Annotated in this window: 15 protein-coding genes; 10 read left to right on the top strand and 5 right to left on the bottom strand. The window is 65.7% G+C overall.

Annotated elements, in window-relative coordinates; translation table 11 throughout:
• Positions 1–167 precede the first annotated feature (167 nt).
• Positions 168–887: a hypothetical protein gene (locus ACOOHB_RS16420; RefSeq protein WP_420445879.1), complete on the bottom strand. Its 720-nt coding sequence runs from the start codon at positions 885–887 to the stop codon at positions 168–170.
• A gap of 206 nt (positions 888–1093) precedes the next feature.
• Between ACOOHB_RS16420 and ACOOHB_RS16425 the strand changes: the two genes are divergently transcribed.
• The 3 genes from ACOOHB_RS16425 (at position 1094) to ACOOHB_RS16435 (ending at position 3268) form a co-directional block, all read left to right on the top strand.
• Positions 1094–2362: a cell wall-binding repeat-containing protein gene (locus ACOOHB_RS16425; RefSeq protein WP_420445880.1), complete on the top strand. Its 1269-nt coding sequence runs from the start codon at positions 1094–1096 to the stop codon at positions 2360–2362.
• Between the two features lie 98 nt (positions 2363–2460).
• Positions 2461–2595, top strand: coding sequence for a hypothetical protein (locus tag ACOOHB_RS16430; RefSeq protein ID WP_420445881.1), 135 nt, complete (start codon positions 2461–2463; stop codon positions 2593–2595).
• Between the two features lie 238 nt (positions 2596–2833).
• Positions 2834–3268, top strand: coding sequence for an RDD family protein (locus ACOOHB_RS16435; RefSeq protein ID WP_420445882.1), 435 nt, complete (start codon positions 2834–2836; stop codon positions 3266–3268).
• Here the strand turns inward: ACOOHB_RS16435 and ACOOHB_RS16440 are convergent.
• Both ACOOHB_RS16440 and ACOOHB_RS16445 read right to left on the bottom strand, forming a co-directional pair.
• Positions 3265–3453 carry a hypothetical protein gene (locus ACOOHB_RS16440; protein WP_420445883.1) on the bottom strand — a complete coding sequence of 63 codons (189 nt, stop codon included), beginning with the start codon at positions 3451–3453 and terminating at the stop codon, positions 3265–3267. The two genes, ACOOHB_RS16435 and ACOOHB_RS16440, sit on opposite strands and share 4 nt — an antisense overlap.
• 56 nt (positions 3454–3509) lie before the next feature.
• The gene (locus tag ACOOHB_RS16445) at positions 3510–3965 is read right to left on the bottom strand and encodes a S1 family peptidase (protein WP_420445884.1); all 456 of its coding nucleotides are present in this window, start codon (positions 3963–3965) and stop codon (positions 3510–3512) included.
• Between the two features lie 109 nt (positions 3966–4074).
• Here ACOOHB_RS16445 and ACOOHB_RS16450 point away from each other — a divergent pair, with 109 nt between their 5' ends.
• Positions 4075–4323, top strand: a complete 249-nt coding sequence (locus ACOOHB_RS16450; RefSeq protein WP_420445885.1) for a hypothetical protein — start codon at positions 4075–4077, stop codon at positions 4321–4323.
• A gap of 87 nt (positions 4324–4410) precedes the next feature.
• Here ACOOHB_RS16450 and ACOOHB_RS16455 read toward each other — a convergent pair whose 3' ends face one another.
• Positions 4411–5046, bottom strand: coding sequence for a helix-turn-helix domain-containing protein (locus ACOOHB_RS16455; RefSeq protein ID WP_420445886.1), 636 nt, complete (start codon positions 5044–5046; stop codon positions 4411–4413).
• Positions 5047–5499: 453 nt separating this feature from the next.
• Between ACOOHB_RS16455 and ACOOHB_RS16460 the strand changes: the two genes are divergently transcribed.
• The 3 genes from ACOOHB_RS16460 to ACOOHB_RS16470 all read left to right on the top strand — a co-directional run bounded on the left by ACOOHB_RS16460 (position 5500) and on the right by ACOOHB_RS16470 (position 9574).
• Positions 5500–8148 (top strand): cell wall-binding repeat-containing protein, encoded by a 2649-nt coding sequence (locus tag ACOOHB_RS16460; protein WP_420445887.1) that lies wholly within the window; start codon positions 5500–5502, stop codon positions 8146–8148.
• A 50-nt stretch (positions 8149–8198) separates the two neighbouring features.
• The gene (locus tag ACOOHB_RS16465; RefSeq protein WP_420445888.1) at positions 8199–8486 is read left to right on the top strand and encodes a hypothetical protein; all 288 of its coding nucleotides are present in this window, start codon (positions 8199–8201) and stop codon (positions 8484–8486) included.
• Between the two features lie 254 nt (positions 8487–8740).
• A complete protein-coding gene (locus tag ACOOHB_RS16470; protein ID WP_420445889.1) occupies positions 8741–9574 on the top strand; it encodes a CAP domain-containing protein in 834 nt (277 codons plus the stop codon).
• A 43-nt stretch (positions 9575–9617) separates the two neighbouring features.
• Here the strand turns inward: ACOOHB_RS16470 and ACOOHB_RS16475 are convergent, their stop codons facing one another.
• Positions 9618–9752: a hypothetical protein gene (locus ACOOHB_RS16475; protein ID WP_420445890.1), complete on the bottom strand. Its 135-nt coding sequence runs from the start codon at positions 9750–9752 to the stop codon at positions 9618–9620.
• Between the two features lie 81 nt (positions 9753–9833).
• Between ACOOHB_RS16475 and ACOOHB_RS16480 the strand changes: the two genes are divergently transcribed.
• From ACOOHB_RS16480 to ACOOHB_RS16490, 3 genes are all read left to right on the top strand, one after another.
• Entirely contained in the window at positions 9834–11348 is a 1515-nt protein-coding gene (locus ACOOHB_RS16480) for a DUF222 domain-containing protein (RefSeq protein WP_420445891.1), read from the top strand.
• A gap of 704 nt (positions 11349–12052) precedes the next feature.
• Positions 12053–12511, top strand: a complete 459-nt coding sequence (locus tag ACOOHB_RS16485; protein ID WP_420445892.1) for a L,D-transpeptidase — start codon at positions 12053–12055, stop codon at positions 12509–12511.
• A gap of 155 nt (positions 12512–12666) precedes the next feature.
• Complete coding sequence (locus tag ACOOHB_RS16490) at positions 12667–15123, top strand: cell wall-binding repeat-containing protein (RefSeq protein WP_420445893.1); 2457 nt, start codon at positions 12667–12669, stop codon at positions 15121–15123.
• The last annotated feature ends 31 nt before the right edge of the window (positions 15124–15154 follow it).

Here is a 15154-nt window from a genome sequence, read left to right on the forward strand (position 1 = left end):
CCACTTTTGGTGTAGCTGCTTGAGGCTGCTGCGTCGACGGAATTGGCACCATTGGGCAAAATCCCAGGTCAGGGGGCTGCGCCACGGCTCCGTGGAACACACGAGCATCGAATGCGGTCAGCGTCGGTTTCAGCTCGTGACCTGATGCGCACGATGGCGCACTGGGTTCACTCTTGTGATTCGCTGCTCGGCTCGGACGGGTCGTCCGCCGGTTGGTTCGCTGAGCTGGCGACGTTTTTCTGCGCGGCTGCTCGTCGGTTGTGCGCAGCTGCAGCGGCTGTCGCTGCGATCTGGGCTGCTGCGCGCCCGCGAGGCAGACCGCTATCGCTCCGGAGTGCCTCAGCTGTGACTTCGACCGTGTCGCGGCGGTCCACGCCGTCCTTGTACGTCTGGGAGGTGAAGCCTCGGTCTGCGACAACCTCGCGTTCCTCGGCGAAGGTGGGGAAAGCCGCCGAGTCGTCCGCCTTTGCGAGAACTGCCGGTTCGTTCCCGTCCGGCAGGGAAGCCGAAAGCATCGCTCGGGCGAACCAGTCCAAGCCGTACTCGACGCCGTCCACGGTCCAGCCCTTCTCGAGTGCGCCTTCGAGCTGCTTCATGCGTCTCAACGCTGATTCGTAGCTGAACGGCTCCGGGGATTGGTCGGCAGACCGCACCCCCAGCTCGGCCAGTTCGTCGCGGGTGAAGCTGTTCAGCGTCTCGGTGACCGCGGCACTGGTGTAGGGCCGGCCCTGTTCGGCATTGTGGACGATCGCGGTCAGCAGCGCCGCGACAGTCACCCGCGATCGTGGTCCTGGGTGATGGTCGAGCCGCTCCTCGATGGGATCCCCCTCTGTCAATGTGGTGTGAGACAGCGGAAGTCCCAGAGGCGCCACCCGTAGTTGAGGCACCGGGCGCGGCAGAACTCCCTGCCGAGATCCCAGCAACCTTCGAACCGTCGTCCGACGACACCGACGGGGAAGATCAGGCCGAGGATGAGCACACTCACGAAGATGGAACGACTCACACGCACTGAGGGGCGATCACCTGGCGTGCTCGCCGCTCTTGTGTGACACCCCCTGGGAGAATGGCAACAAGCGAACAAGGGATGCCCTAAATGAACACGCGCTCTCGAACCAGTCGCGCGAGCCGAGCCAAGCGAATGATGGTGGCTCTGGCGGCAGCAGTGTTGCTCGCCGCCGTTCCGACGTTCGCGCCGGCTGGTGCCGCTTCCGACGACCTCGCCTCGGTCTATGTCGTCCGCTACGGCGGCGCGGATCGGTATGCGACATCGCTGCTGATCGCTGAGGCGTTCGCCGCCGAAGCCGGCGGGTCGCTGGACACCGTGGTGATGGTGTCTGGTGTTCATTGGACTGACGCTGTGGTCGCTGCGTCGGTGGCAGGCCGTTTTGACGCGCCGGTGCTGATGACGCCGCCTGATCGGCTGCTGGGCGATGCGCTCGTGTGGCTGTCCAATGTCGGCGTCGAGCGGGTTGTCGTCGTCAGCGCCGATCCGCCGAACAAGCCCCCCACAGTCAGCACCGACGTGACTGACGCTCTTGTGCACGAAGGTCTCGACGTCGAGCGCGTCTCAGGCAACGACCAGTACCGCACCGGGGTCGCTGCGGCTCGCCGTCTCGGCGGGGCAGGCGATCTGGCCCGGTTCGGACCGACCGCGATCGTCGCGTCGGGCGAAGTGTTCGCTGATGCGCTTGTCGCCGGACCGCTCGCTGCCCGTAACCGTCTCCCGCTGCTGCTGACCCCCAAGGCAGGCTTGCATCCCGACGTGGCCGAATACCTGAGCGACGCCGGGGTCAAGCGGGTGGTTCTGATGGGCGGCACCGCAGCGCTGTCCGTTGATGTGCAGACCGGCATCGAAGCGCTGGGCATCGTTGTGGACCGCATGGCCGGAGCGACCCGGTTCGAGACCGCCACGAAGTTCGCCGACTATGCCGCCCGTTACGGCGGCGGCTGCTGGTCCGACGATCAGGTCGGGCTGGCTCGGGCGTTCCTGCCGTTCGACTCGTTCAGCGCCGCGCCGCTGCTCGCACAACTGTGCGCCCCAGCGGTGCTCACCGACCCGGCCGAGATTCCCGACACGACCGTGGAGTTCCTCAACGACGCCCGCCAAGGCCAGGACCGGATCACGCTGCGGGTGTTCGGCGGCAACGCCGCAGTGTCACAAGACGCTATCGACACCTATCTCGCTGCCAGCAGACCGACCGGCAAGACATACAAGAACCGATCGCCGGATTCAGTGCTGCCCGCCACCGACCGCTACTTCATCGACCACCACGAAGCCGCAGCACTGTTCCCCGAGTGCCCGCCTCCGCCGTCGGCGGGTCACCCGAACACAATCGCAAAGCGGAACGGTCTCCAGGAGTGATTCACCCTGGGTTTTGCGCAGGCTCCAGAGATTGGAGCAAGCATGGGAGCCGTGAGCACAGAAGCGAGGGCCATCAGCATCGGACAGTGTCACCCAACGTGATCATCAGCCTGCGTGCGGAAATGCAGGCTGGTTTCCGCGAGATCAACGCGACGCTGCTGGACCACACCGATCGACTTGCCAGTCTCGAAGCCGCTGCCGGGCTGCCCGGTTCCGCCGACGTGGATCAATGACACGCCGTTGGTGTAGTTGTAGGTGTTGAACAGGATTCGTCGACCGTCGGGTGACCAGCTTGCGGTGCGCGTCGACGACAGCCTGAAGTGGTTCGACTGCCCAACTCCGCAGGGGCGACGCTGTGCCGAGCGATTCCGGTGGGATCACGTCTGCAACCCAGCGGCCCATCTACCGTGGCACCGGCTTCAACGCCTGCGTATAGATGTAGCCCTGCAGGCATCCGGAGAGGATCGAGCTATGACCAAGCCCGCCCCAGCCGATCCGCCTCAGCAGGTTGCCGATGAGACGCTGCTGCCCGGCGGCATCGAATTCGCCAGCCCCTGGATACGACTCGGGGCTGCCATTCTCGAAGGGGTCTTGGCCGGTCTGACCCTTGGTATCGGTTGGGTCATCTGGGCGCTGTTCATCGTCCAACGAGGACAGACACCTGCGAAATCGCTCCTGCAGCTGCGAGTGATTGACGCCCAATCACTCGAACCCGTCGGGTTCGTCAGGATGTTCTTCGTGCGCGGCCTCATCGCAGACTTGGTCGCCAGCTTTGCGATCATCCTCACCTTGGGCGTTCTGATGTTCATGCCGTTCTGGGATCGCCGAAACCAGACTCTGTGGGAGAAGCTCTCGGGCACGCACGTCGTTGTGGACCCGAACGGCGCCCGGGGCACCAAGACCTAGCTGCCCCGCTCGCCAGCGACCGCCTCGTCCTCGACCGGGAGCCCATAGATCTTCCACTGCTGCCAGGCATCGAGGGAGGACTGTGGCTGGTGCGGACACCGGGCCTCGCTGGCTAGCGATCCTGCTGCTGCGTTGTCGAGCGTGCCGAGCTGGGTGGGGGCGATCAGGCACTCGGCAAGTGTCACCGGGTGGAGCAAGACGTCTTCATTACCGATCAGCGGTGGCCGCCAACGGGCCTGGCCTACGGCAGTCTCAGCGTGCCGTCGAAATCGATGATGACGCCGCTGCTGCGTCCCGCTTCGATGTAGGCATTTGTTAGGACGTAGGTGGGGCCCGCGGGATCCGGCGTGTGGACACTTGTCAGGCGGCCTGGGACGATGGTCAGCGTCGGAACGCCGATCTCTGCTTCCTCGTACGCGGCCAGGAAAATGATGGTGCCGACTGGCGTCGCGGCACTCTCGGCGATCGGGAGCGCCTCAAGCTCGACGTCGACTGGGCCCAACACAGCGAGATCGGTCCGGGGCTCCCATGCCACCAGCGGCACGGTGCGGCCCTGCAGGTCGTGTGCGCTCGATGTCACCTGGGCAGCCTCGTAGGTGCCCACGAGGCGGTAGCTGGTGACGATGTATCCGCCTTCGACGATGAGGCCGGTGCCGAGGCCTTGGGGCGTCTCGACCAGGACGAGCACGGATTGCATGCGTGGCAAGAGCGGCAGCGCAGCCAGTCCGTCTTGGCTGGATGCGCTGTCTGAGTCGGTGTCCGGTTGATCGGACGATTCGAGTGTGGTGGGGGTGTCGGCTTGATTCGTGTCCAGTGGTGCCGTCGGGCCCGAATCGGAACCCGATCCGCCGTCGCTGCTGCACCCAGCGGCGCTGGCATGGGTGGCTAGGGTCCAGTGGGTGCGGCGCATGAGGGCGGCATTGCTGTCGCTGCTTGCCGGGATTGCCGGGCTGAGCGGCGCCATCGTGGCCTACTGGCCATCATCGCCGATCGACAGCCCCCGAGACCTCGTCGGCAAAGCACCCGACCTCATGGTCAGCTCCCGCCGCTCCTAGCCGGCTTCGGGGCTTTTCGCGTCGGTTCTTCGATGGCGCTCGCAGCGTTCTTGTGGTCCACGAGCCAGATGGCGACCGTCACCTTGTCTATGGCTGAAGGTAACGACGAACCTCCGCGGCAGTTCGAGTAAGCCCGTTCAGTTCAAGCTTGTCCAGCAGTTCGTCGATGCGTTGTGGAGGGTTGTCCAATGCGTCGGTTTGGCGTTGCAGCGTGGTGGCCACGATCGCTGGATGGAGACCGACGAGATGGACGAGGAACTGATCGGCGGTTAGTGCCTCGAGGCCGATTGCTTGAGCCTCTCGGGAGAGATCGTCGAGTATTGCCTGGCGGAACTTGTCGTCACGTTGCTTGTAGCGCAGGACGTCTTCGAGGAGCACCTTGCGTCTGTTGCCGACGCGCCGGTAGGGCAGTTTCCGCTCGTCGAGCAGCTTGATCAGGTATGGCCGCGACACGTTCAAAATGTCCGCCGCGCCTTGAGTGGTGAGTTCGGCAGGCACGGGGACCACGGTTACCGCGTGTCCTTCGGCCAGGGCCGTCAGTGCGTCAACCAGCAGCCGTGCCGCGAACGTCGGCAATTCGAGATGGAGCGCAACAAGCTCACCAGGCGCCGACGTGTCGAACGACGACCGCAGCCCAACGAGTTCTGCGAGGGCGGTCTCTGCTCCGACCGCTACGTCCGGGCTTGGAATCTCGTACTCGCGCACGATCGTTGCGCTCGACATCTCACCCCTCCTCGCCAGGTGGACCTGGGCCACTTGATAGCACGTCGCCCTACGCGACAGACGTACGGTAGCCTATATTCGAAATATACGTAATAACATATTTTATCGTTGTAGTCGCAGCAGGCTGCCAGGTCGCCGCCGGGATCAGGGGCGGACTCGGGTGTGCTGACGGGTGCCGCGGCCGACTTCTGGCGCTTTGCAGAGGCTGCGACCTCTTGCGGTGCCATGGGTCAACCGTAGGTGACCGAGGCACCGAGGCACCGGGGCTCCCCGGCCTGCGATGGCTCCGGGTTCGAGGGGCGAAGTACCATCGTCGGCAGGCCCGCGGGCCGGACTTCGGGTTCAGCCGTTTGACGGCTTCGGTCTTCGGTCGTGCCGGGCATCGCTCCGATCAGGAGGCCCGGATCTATGGCCCCACCATCATGTCTTCGTCGGCGATCCCTGGCAGCAGTCATGGCTGGGTTGCTGTGCGCGTCGGTGCTTGCGGTTGTCGCAGGCTCGCCGGCTCACGCTGCGAACACCTCCCGCGAGCTGCTTGTGGACACCAACAGCGACGGCATCGGTGATGCCCGTGAGTTCGGCGGCCGTGACCGCTATGACACAGCGCTGCGTCTCGCCAAGAACTTCGCCAAGGGCAAGGGCGGCCTCGGAACGGTCCCGGTGGCATTCATCGCTTCGGGTGTCACGCTGGTCGATGCCGTGTCGGTGTCGGGCCTGGCGGGTCTCGAGGAGGCGCCGGTGCTGCTGACGCCTAGTGAGAGCTTGCACAACGGCGTGGCCGACTACATCGAGGACAACGGCGTGGACACCGTCTACGTCCTGGGCGGCAGCGCAGCCGTGGCCGATTCGGTTCTCGAAGACATGCGAGCCCTGCCCAACGCGCCGCTGGTGACCCGCATCGAGGGCCCCGACCGGTACGCCACGGCAGCGGCGATTGCGTCGACGCTGGGCGTCGGTGCTTCGTGGTGCGGCGGCGATGTCCCGGCGGCGATTCTGGTGAACGGCGGCGATGTGTCGCTCGCCTACGCCATGATGATCGGCCCCATCGCCTACCGGCTGAAGCTGCCGGTGCTGATGACCGCGGCCGATGAGCTGCCTTCGGCCACGACTGACTTCATTCGGTCTGAAGATGTCGAGCACGTGGTGATCGTGGGCGGCACCGCTTCGGTTTCCGCCGGTGTCGAGGGTGCGCTGACCGACGCTGGTGTCGACACTGTTGACCGCATCGCTGGCGATTTCGCGGCGGGCACCTCGGTGGAGCTGGCCAAGCTGGCTCTGGGCAGCTGCGCAGACGACCTCGACCCGGTCTCGGGCGACACCGTGGCGCTGGTACACGGTGATGCGCTGCCTGACGGCGTTGCGGCCGCGCCGGTGCTGGCCAGCACTTTCGACGGCGGACGCCTGGTGCCGGTGCTGCTGGTTGGCGACACGCTGCCCACCTCGGTGCGTGACTACCTGGCCGCCACACCCGACGAAGACGACGACGGCGACAAGGTCGAGCTGAAGATTGTGGCGATTGGCGGCACCGCTGCGGTGAGCACCGACGTGGTGGATGGGGCGCTTGACACTGCGGCCTCTGCCGGTTCGCTGGCCGTGCAGATCGGTGCCTCTTCGGACAAGAACCAGGACGGCACGATCGACGCCGACGATGTGCCCGCACCCGGGGACAACTCGGTGATCCTGTACTTCAGCGGCCCGCTCGATACGGGCTCATCCTCGCTGACGTCGATCATCCGCGACATCGTGGAGCTGAACAACGCTCCGGCTCTGCTCGCTGCTGGCAACTCGGTGACGCTTGTCAGCGCAGATGACGCTTGTGAACCGGAGCGGGTGACGGTCAGCTTCTCGCACCCGTTGAGGGCCGGAGACACCATTTCGATCCCGTCGGGCGTCTCGGTTGGCACCGGCGCGAACGCGACGCCGGTCCGCCCGGCGTCGGTGACGGTGATCGCACCCGCCGTGGTTCGTACCCGCCCGACCATCGACGTGTTCATGGTCGCCGGTCGGTTCAGCGCGGAAGTCACGATTTCCGAGGGCGGCCCGCTGAACGAGGAAGACGTCGACCTGCGCAGCGCCAACCCCAATCTCACAGTGAGCGTCAACCCGGCAACGAGCGACCTGATCTTCAGCGAAGCGCTCGAAGTGGGTGACCGGGTTGTGGTTCGGCGTGGAGCGGTCAGCGACGCCGGGGGCAACCTGAGCGCGCAGCGCACCTACTCCACTGTTGCGCCGGACAAGAACCCACGGATCCTGTCGGTGCTGATGAGCGAGCTGAGCCACAGCGGCCAGGCATCCACCAGGGTGCCCGCTGCGATCTCTGGTGAGGGCAACCGGATCACCATTTCGGCTCGTGCCGGCGGTGCCGCAGACGGTGCTGAGGGGAACGCGTGGACGTTCATCTTCGACGTGGCGAGCGGTTGGACCCCCACCGGTGAGGTGGACATTGCCGTGCAGGTCAGCAGCGACGATGAGACCGTGTTCGTGCGGTTCAACGACGGCGCGGCCCGCAACCGTGATCTGGCTGACGCCTTGGAGGCCGACAGCACCTTCGACTCGATGTTCGAGGTGGAGCCGCCCGCCAATCGTTCAGGGGGCTGCGGTTCAATCCGGAACCTGGAGCTGAGCCTGGGCACCAACGACCGGCAGGTCACTGCGGCTGCTCCTAGTGGCGGTGTCACCGAGGTGGCTATTGAGGTGCGCTTCAACGGCTACGTGGAGACGGTTGACGACGACGGTCTGCTGGCGGACATCCTGAGGGCCGTGGTCAGTCGCACTGATGCTGTTGACCCCCTTGTTGTTCAGGCTGCTTTGGGCTTGGACGCGCCGATCCCGTTTGAGGGGCCGGGGAAGGTGGTGCGCTACGAGGCAGTGACGCAGCCGGGTGCCGCGGCGGCGAAGTTCCTGCCGCGGGTGCGGGACTTGGTGGACACGCCCGCCGGCCGTGACACGGTGTTTGACGATCCGGACACGGACGCGGACGAGAGCGCCGAGCCTGTGGCGGCGATCGCCACCGGCTATGCCCCGCCCGAGAACGACGACGAAAAGAACGGCCGCTCGCAGGTGCGCATTGCCCGCAGCGCCAGCGTCAAGCCGCCTGGGTAGAGCTGGTTGCACGAAGCGCCGGTCACCGGCATCGGACAGTGTCACCCAACGTGATCATCAGCCTGCTGGGCGGTCTGCTCACGGCGCTGCTGATATGGCAGTTCAACGCACTCGGGAACAGTATTGACCACCTGGGAACCGAGTTGCGGTCCGAGATCGGCGGCGTGCGCACCGAGATCGGCAGTCTGCGTGCGGAAATGCAGGCAGGGTTCCGTGAGATCAACGCGACGCTGCTGGACCACACCGATCGACTCGCTCGTCTCGAAGCCGCTGCCGGGCTACCCCGTGCTGACGAGTCGTCCACCGTGGCGCCCGCTGCCGACGACGTGGATGAATGACACGCTGTTGGTGTAGTTGTAGGTGTTGAACAGGATTCGTCGACCGTCGGGTGACCAGCTTGGATTGCGTCATGTGCGCGGGCGATGCTCAGGAATAGCATCTGCCGATGTCCGCACCGAGCACCAAGAGCCTTGTCAGCTACCGCACGTTGCCTCCGGCTCTCAGGAGCGGCAATTCACGCCTAGCTCATGCGTGCCTGGCCACCGTTCGGGCGCGTGCCGTGCTTCTTGCCGTTGCTTTGTCGCTTGTTGCGGTGAGCACAACGATCGTGTTGGCGTCGCCGGCTGGTGCGCACGACGCGCCCGCCGCTCCCGAGCCGAGCTGCCCGTCTGGAGCCTTGGCGGTGCTGGTAGATGCGTCCAGCGAGCCCGATTTGTATGCAGCCCATCTGGTGGCGGGTGTGCTCGACACCGGCTGCGTCGTCGATTCCGGCGACCGAACCGAGCCTGGCCTGCCCGCACCGTCCGCGGCACTGCTTGAAGGTCTCAGCACCGGCTACGTGCTGGGCGGTTCCGCCGCGGTTCCGCTCAGCAAGCTGCCGGCGCACATCGCCTGGAGCCGCATCGGTGGTGTTGACCGTTGGGAAACGCTTCGCCTCGCTGGACGCATGGCGACCGGGGAGTGGACACCGCCGCGTGTGCAGCTTGACGCCCCCGAAGGTGCGGACAGCTCTTCCGAAGTTGCCGACACGGCCGCCGAGATCGAAGCTGCTGAAGCCGAGATGGTCCGATTGGTCAACGAATTGCGCTCCGGCCTCGGGCTGCAGCCTCTTGCGTACAACACCGACTTGTCCGCCGTGGCCCGACGCTGGTCAGAGACAGTGCGAGACGAGGACAACTTCGCCCACAACCCGTCCTACAGCGAGCAATACCCGAATGGGTGGCAGCGGGCGGGCGAGAACATTGCGTGGCGACAGTCCGGCGGTTCGATTCTCGACAAAGTGCGCGCCTCCTTCGACGGTCTTGTTGCCAGCCCAGGCCACTACGCCAACATGACCCACCCCGATTTCAACCATCTGGGAGTTGGCGTCGCCGTCCAAGGACGAAACTTCTGGGTGACCCAGAATTTCGCGTACTACCCGGCCTGATTCAGGCCCCTCGACCCTGCAGCTGCGAGTGATTGACAACCAATCACTCGAACCCGTCGGGTTCGTCAGGATGTTTTTCGTGCGCGGCCTCATCGCAGACTTGGTCGCCAGCTTTGCGATCATCCTCACCTTGGGCGTTCTGATGCGTGTCACAGCCCTTCAGTACAGTTGTTCTCATGTTGAAGGAGTCGACGGGCCAGCCGGGGGCAGAAGCCGGCGCATCTGTTGCGTGTGACAGCCCCTCAGTACGGTTGTTCGTATGTTGAAAGAGTCGATGGGTGAGTTGGGGTCGGAGGCCGCCGGCGCATCAGCATCGGTGTTGGCAGTTGCCACGGGCGGGGAGGTGCTGGCGGGCGGGGAGGTGCCGGCGGCTGACACGGCCGCTGACGTGCCGGGCGCTGCCTCGGGCGGGGAGGTGCCGGCGGGTGGGTTGTGGCTCGCCCGGTTGAGTCGCGACGAGCTTGCTTCGCTTGGTGTTGCGGCGTTGACCGAGGTGCTGGGCGGCGTCGAGCGTCATGTGAACCAGGTGGCGGGCTACCGCGTCGAGGTGCTGGCTGGGCTGGATGCGGCGGGTGTAGCCGAGGGGCTGCAGGGCGCGTCGTCTCGGGAGGCGGTGCGCGAGGCGACCGGCGTGTCGGATCGGTCTGCGCGTGAGCTGTGCCGGGTTGCGGCGAAGGCTCAGCGGTGCGAGCCGGTGATGGAGGCGTTGGCCGGGGGCGACATCAACACCGAGCAGGCCGAGTCGCTCAGCGATGCCCGGGTACCCGACGAGGTGCGTCACCAGCTGATCGCAGAGGCTGCATCCGAGGGCACCGACCAGACCAAGCGCCGTGTGCGAGCCGCGGAGGCCGAGCACTGTTCCGAGACTGCTGAGCAGCGGTTCGCCCGTCAGCGTGCCAAGCGTCGGGCGCAGTGGGGCACCGACGACGATGGGATGCTGCGGATCGGTGCGTTGCTGGATCCCGAGATCGGTGCGCGGGCCGAAGCGGCGCTGTCGGCGATCTCCCAAGCGATGTGGCGTGACGACAAGCACCTGCGGGTGGGGCGCCGCACCCCCGCCCAGCGAGACGCCGACGCGCTGGCGTACCTGCTGACCGGCGCAACGCTCAGCGAAGCCGATGCCAAAGCGATTGCCAAGCTCATTGGTCAGCCCCCCGGCGGGAATGCCGGGCCGGCGCGGCCTGGGGGCTCTACCGATTCGCCGGGAGCCGCGCATGGGGCTGTCGGGTCGGCGGAAGCTGCGGGCGCTGCGCATCCGGCGGGCTTCGTGCATGGGTCGCCGGGTAGTGCTGATCCAGCGGGCTTCGTGCATGCGGCTTTCGCGTCGGCGCGGCCCGATGTTCAGGTGCAGGTGATGATCGAGTACGAGGCGCTGCGCGGCCAAACCGATGCAGCAGGCATCACCGACGCCGGGACAGAGCTGGCACCCGAGACAGTTCGCAAGCTGGCATGCGATGCCGAGATCATCCCGATCATGCTCAACGGGCCGGGCGGCAGCGCCGATATCGGCCGCGCACGACGAACGGTGCCGGCTCGATTGCGGCGGGCACTGATCGCACGCGACCGGCACTGCGTATGGCCAGGCTGCAGCGCCCCGCCGTCACGCTGTGACGCACATCACATCTGGCACTGGGCGCACGGCGGCCCGACCAACCTGGTGAACCTCGCCCTGCTGTGCCACAAACACCACCACGACCTCCACGAACAGAACCTCACGATTAAGCGCAACGCCGACGGCACCTGGACAATCGGCCGCCAACCCAGAGCCCCCTAACCACCCCCGCCGCCGGTGCGCCAGCAGAATTCTTCGTCGCGCAGCCTCGGCGGTTGGTGTTGCCGTTCCAGCAGTCGGCATGGGGGACGTGTCTGCCCCCAAGATTGATGGCTTGAGGTGCCGCAGCCGGCGGGGTTGCACAACTAGTGCCGTGTCAGCAAACGTTTGCCAATGTGGCGCTTTTCTGTGCAAAATCGCTCGCTCAGCGAACATTTCTGCACAGAAAACCGATCCTGTCGAGGCCAGCGCGAGGCATCCAGCCCGCCTCAACCACGCAAACGTTTGTGGTCACAGCACTAGGTTCGGCAGCGATGGAGGTATCGGTGGGGTCGTGATGAGGACCGCACCGGTTGCTCCCGACCAGCGCAGCACCTCGTGGTGCAGACGGCGAGCAACTGCGGCGTCGGCGGTTGCATCCTGCGGCTTCCGGCGGGCGTCGGCGGCGGCGGTTGCGTTGTGCGGCTTCCGGCAGGCGTCGGTTGCGTCGGTTGCGTTGCTTGTCTTCGGAGCGAGCTGGACGTCGGCGGCGGCTGCGTCTCCACGGATTGACGAACCGCTTGTTCCGCAATTGCCTCCCGACACTGATCGGTCGGTGACCCGCAGTTCGCTGCTGCCCGGCGAACGGCTCTCGACGGGCGGTTCGCTGGCTTCGCCGAGCGGTCGTTACCGGCTGACGCTGCAGTCCGACGGCAACCTGGTCCTCTATGACACTGCTGGTGTCGGTGCGCCATCCATGCCTGTGGAGTGCGGGGACCTCGACGCCCGACGTGAGCCTCGCCGGGACCAAACACGTCGTGTACGACCGCAGCGGCCAGCGGATGTGGCTGATCGAGGCGAACGGGGCGCTCTTTGACACCTACCCGGTGAGCGGCCGGGCCACCAGTCCCTCCGTGGGTTCCTACAGCGTGTTCTCCAAGTCGCAGTACTCGTCGTCGCCGAGGACTCCCGTCACCATGCGCCACATGGTGCGTTTCGTGAAGGGCATTACCGGGCTGGACATCGGCTTCCACTCGATTCCTCGCACCTATGCAGGCGCCCCCATCCAGACCATTGCCGACCTGGGCCAGCCACGCTCAGCCAGATGCGTCCGCCAAGACGACGCCAAAGCCCGCCAGCTCTTCGACTGGGCCCCACTCGGGACGCCGGTAGTCGTAATTGCTTGATTCGGCACCCCGGTCGTCGTAATTGCTTGATTCGGCACCCCGGTCGTCGTGATCGCCTGATTCGGCGGTATGGGCGCGCTCGGCACACGCCATCCTCTGATACCAGAGGGCCTGGCGTCAGCAACCAGAGCGAGTGGCCATCCCAAGGAGCCGCAATGTCCCGAGATCCACATGGCCGTCGTGCTCTCACTCTCGGATTGCGGGCAGCCATAGTTGTGCTGGTCGCGGCCACCGCGCTGCCGTTCGCCTCGGCCGCCACGGGGGCACAGACCGGCGGCAACGTCGACGTGACGCGCCTGTGGGGCCAGGACCGCCATGCGACATCGCTGGCGGTGGCGCAACGATTCGAGCAGGAAGCCGGCGGCAGCATTGATGCGGCAGTGCTGGTGTCGGGCCAGTCGTGGCATGACGCCGTGATCGCAGCGGGACTGGCAGGGTCGCTCGATGCACCCGTACTGCTGACGCAGAAGGACGAGGTGCCGAGCGCCACGGCCGATTTCCTGTCCGAGGCCGGCGTTGCCCGTGTGGTCGTAGTCGGCACGACCAGTGCGGTGTCCGAAGAGGTGCTGACGAGCCTGCAGAGCCTCGGCAATGTCGAACGAATTGAGGGGCCCGATCCGTCGGCCGCATCGGTGGCGGTCGCCCAGCGCATGGGCCCTCCCGGCGCCATGCCGGGGCACGGACGCACCGTCATCGTGGCTAGCTCAGAAGTGTTCGCTGACGCCATGGTGGCGGGCCCCTTCTCGGCCCGGGGCGGCCACCCGGTCCTGCTCACACCGCCCGACGAACTCGACGACGGCGTGAAGTCCTACGTGTCACAAAGCGGCGCCGAGCACGTGATCATCCTGGGCGGCACCGCCGCTGTGTCGAGCTCGGTTCAAGATGAGCTCGCAGCGCTCGACATGGCCGTCACCCGACTGGGCGGCACCACCCGCCTGCACACTGCGCAATTCGTAGCGGATTTCCTGCAAGGCAAGTACACCGAAGCGGCAGGCGAGCCATGTTTCGACCGCTCGACTGCCGGGCTCGCGACCGCATGGGTGCCGTTCGACGCATTCGGAGCCGGCCCGCTGCTCGGCAAGCTGTGCGCGCCGCTGCTGCTCACCGACCCCAAGCAGATGGACCCCGCCATCGAGCGGTGGATCAAGCGGAGCAGCGATGCGTTGCTCGTGTTCGGCGGCAAGACCGCCGTGTCGTCACACGCCCTCGCCGACCTCAACGACGACGCAGCGCTCGAGAGCATCTTCGACAACGCAGCCGACGAGCGGGCCAAGATCGTCGCCAGATTGACCAGCAAGATCAACGAGGGGTCCTACGGCGTGAACGCCAACAACCTCTTGCGTGGCCCCGCAGGCTTCAGGATCGACCTCGACGACTGTCCAGCACGCTGGTCCGACACCACGGGCATTACCGACACCGAGATCCGGATCGGGCACACCACTCCCCAGACCGGATCGCTTGCGGCCTTCAGCGGCATCACCGTCGGCATGCAGAACTACTTCGATTGGGTGAACGAGAACGACCCGGTTGCCGGGCGGCAGCTCACGCTCGAGGCGAGGGACGATAGCTATCGGGCCGAAGTGACCGTCGAGCTGGTGTACGAGATGATCGAGTCGGAAAACGTTTTCTCGATCTCGACGATCGGTACGGCGTCCACGTTGCTGACCTACGACATGACCAACCGCGAGTGCGTACCGCATCCGTTCGCGACGTCGGCCAGCCCCGCATTCGGAGATCCTGTGCGCCACCCGTGGACGACGGGCATCCAGATGTCGTCCTCCACAGAGGCCCTGCTGTGGGGCGCATGGATCGAGAGGAGCCTTCGCGACAAGCTGCCGGTGAAGGTTGTCGGCTTGGTGATGGACAACAGGTTCGGGTGGGCGTATCAGGACGCTTTCAAGGCCTGGGCCCAGGAGCATCCCGACGTTGTCTCGGAGTTCGTTGCGGTCCGGCACTACCCGCCGAAACAGGACCTTGCGGACGAGATGGAAATGATCCAGTCGTTGAGCCCGGACGTGTACATCTCGATGACTGCGGGCAACCCGTGCGTGCTGGCGATACAGGCAGCCGGCGAGAACGGCCTCATCGCTGACGTGAAGGCCCGGGGAGGGGCTCTGTTCACCCCGTCGGTGTGCGAGAGCCCATCGGCATACCTTCAGCCCGCCGGCGGTGCTGCAGATGGCTGGTTGATTGCCCGAGGGGGCGAGAGGAACACCGCTGATTTCGCGAACGCCGGTCTGCCGTTCGTGAAATTCGTCAATCGGAACCTGGAAGAGGCTGAACTCGAACTGTCAAACAGTCTGTACGGCAGGGGCTACGCGTACGGGTATGCGTACGTCGAGGCTCTGCGCGTGGCGGCGGACCTCCCGGGTGGGCTGACTCGCTCGAATTTCATCATGGCGTTGCGGTCGCTTGACATCACCCACCCGCTGTATCTCGACGGGATCCGGTTCCGAATGAACGGCAACGCCGACGCCCACTTCGTCGAAGGCTCCGAGTTCGCCCGGTATCACGCCGACGACTTCTCTTGGAAGCCCGTCGGCCCAGTCATAGATGTCAACGGCCAAACGCCGAACTGTGCCTGGGACTTGAACGAGGGCCGCTGCCACTGAGCCCCGACATCCGTCCTCCGGCGGCGAAACC

Source organism: Candidatus Poriferisodalis sp. (assembly GCF_965215815.1).
Classification (GTDB): domain Bacteria; phylum Actinomycetota; class Acidimicrobiia; order Acidimicrobiales; family Poriferisodalaceae; genus Poriferisodalis.

Excerpts from the sequence above, each read along its gene's own strand:
- ACOOHB_RS16445 (WP_420445884.1), bottom strand. The coding sequence starts at position 3,965 with ATGCAATCCGTGCTCGTCCTGGTCGAGACGCCCCAAGGCCTCGGCACC.
- ACOOHB_RS16490 (WP_420445893.1), top strand. The coding sequence starts at position 12,667 with ATGTCCCGAGATCCACATGGCCGTCGTGCTCTCACTCTCGGATTGCGG.
- ACOOHB_RS16460 (WP_420445887.1), top strand. The coding sequence starts at position 5,500 with ATGGCTGGGTTGCTGTGCGCGTCGGTGCTTGCGGTTGTCGCAGGCTCG.
- ACOOHB_RS16485 (WP_420445892.1), top strand. The coding sequence starts at position 12,053 with ATGACACTGCTGGTGTCGGTGCGCCATCCATGCCTGTGGAGTGCGGGG.
- ACOOHB_RS16425 (WP_420445880.1), top strand. The coding sequence starts at position 1,094 with ATGAACACGCGCTCTCGAACCAGTCGCGCGAGCCGAGCCAAGCGAATG.
- ACOOHB_RS16475 (WP_420445890.1), bottom strand. The coding sequence starts at position 9,752 with ATGAGAACAACTGTACTGAAGGGCTGTGACACGCATCAGAACGCCCAA.
- ACOOHB_RS16480 (WP_420445891.1), top strand. The coding sequence starts at position 9,834 with ATGTTGAAAGAGTCGATGGGTGAGTTGGGGTCGGAGGCCGCCGGCGCA.
- ACOOHB_RS16435 (WP_420445882.1), top strand. The coding sequence starts at position 2,834 with ATGACCAAGCCCGCCCCAGCCGATCCGCCTCAGCAGGTTGCCGATGAG.
- ACOOHB_RS16455 (WP_420445886.1), bottom strand. The coding sequence starts at position 5,046 with ATGTCGAGCGCAACGATCGTGCGCGAGTACGAGATTCCAAGCCCGGAC.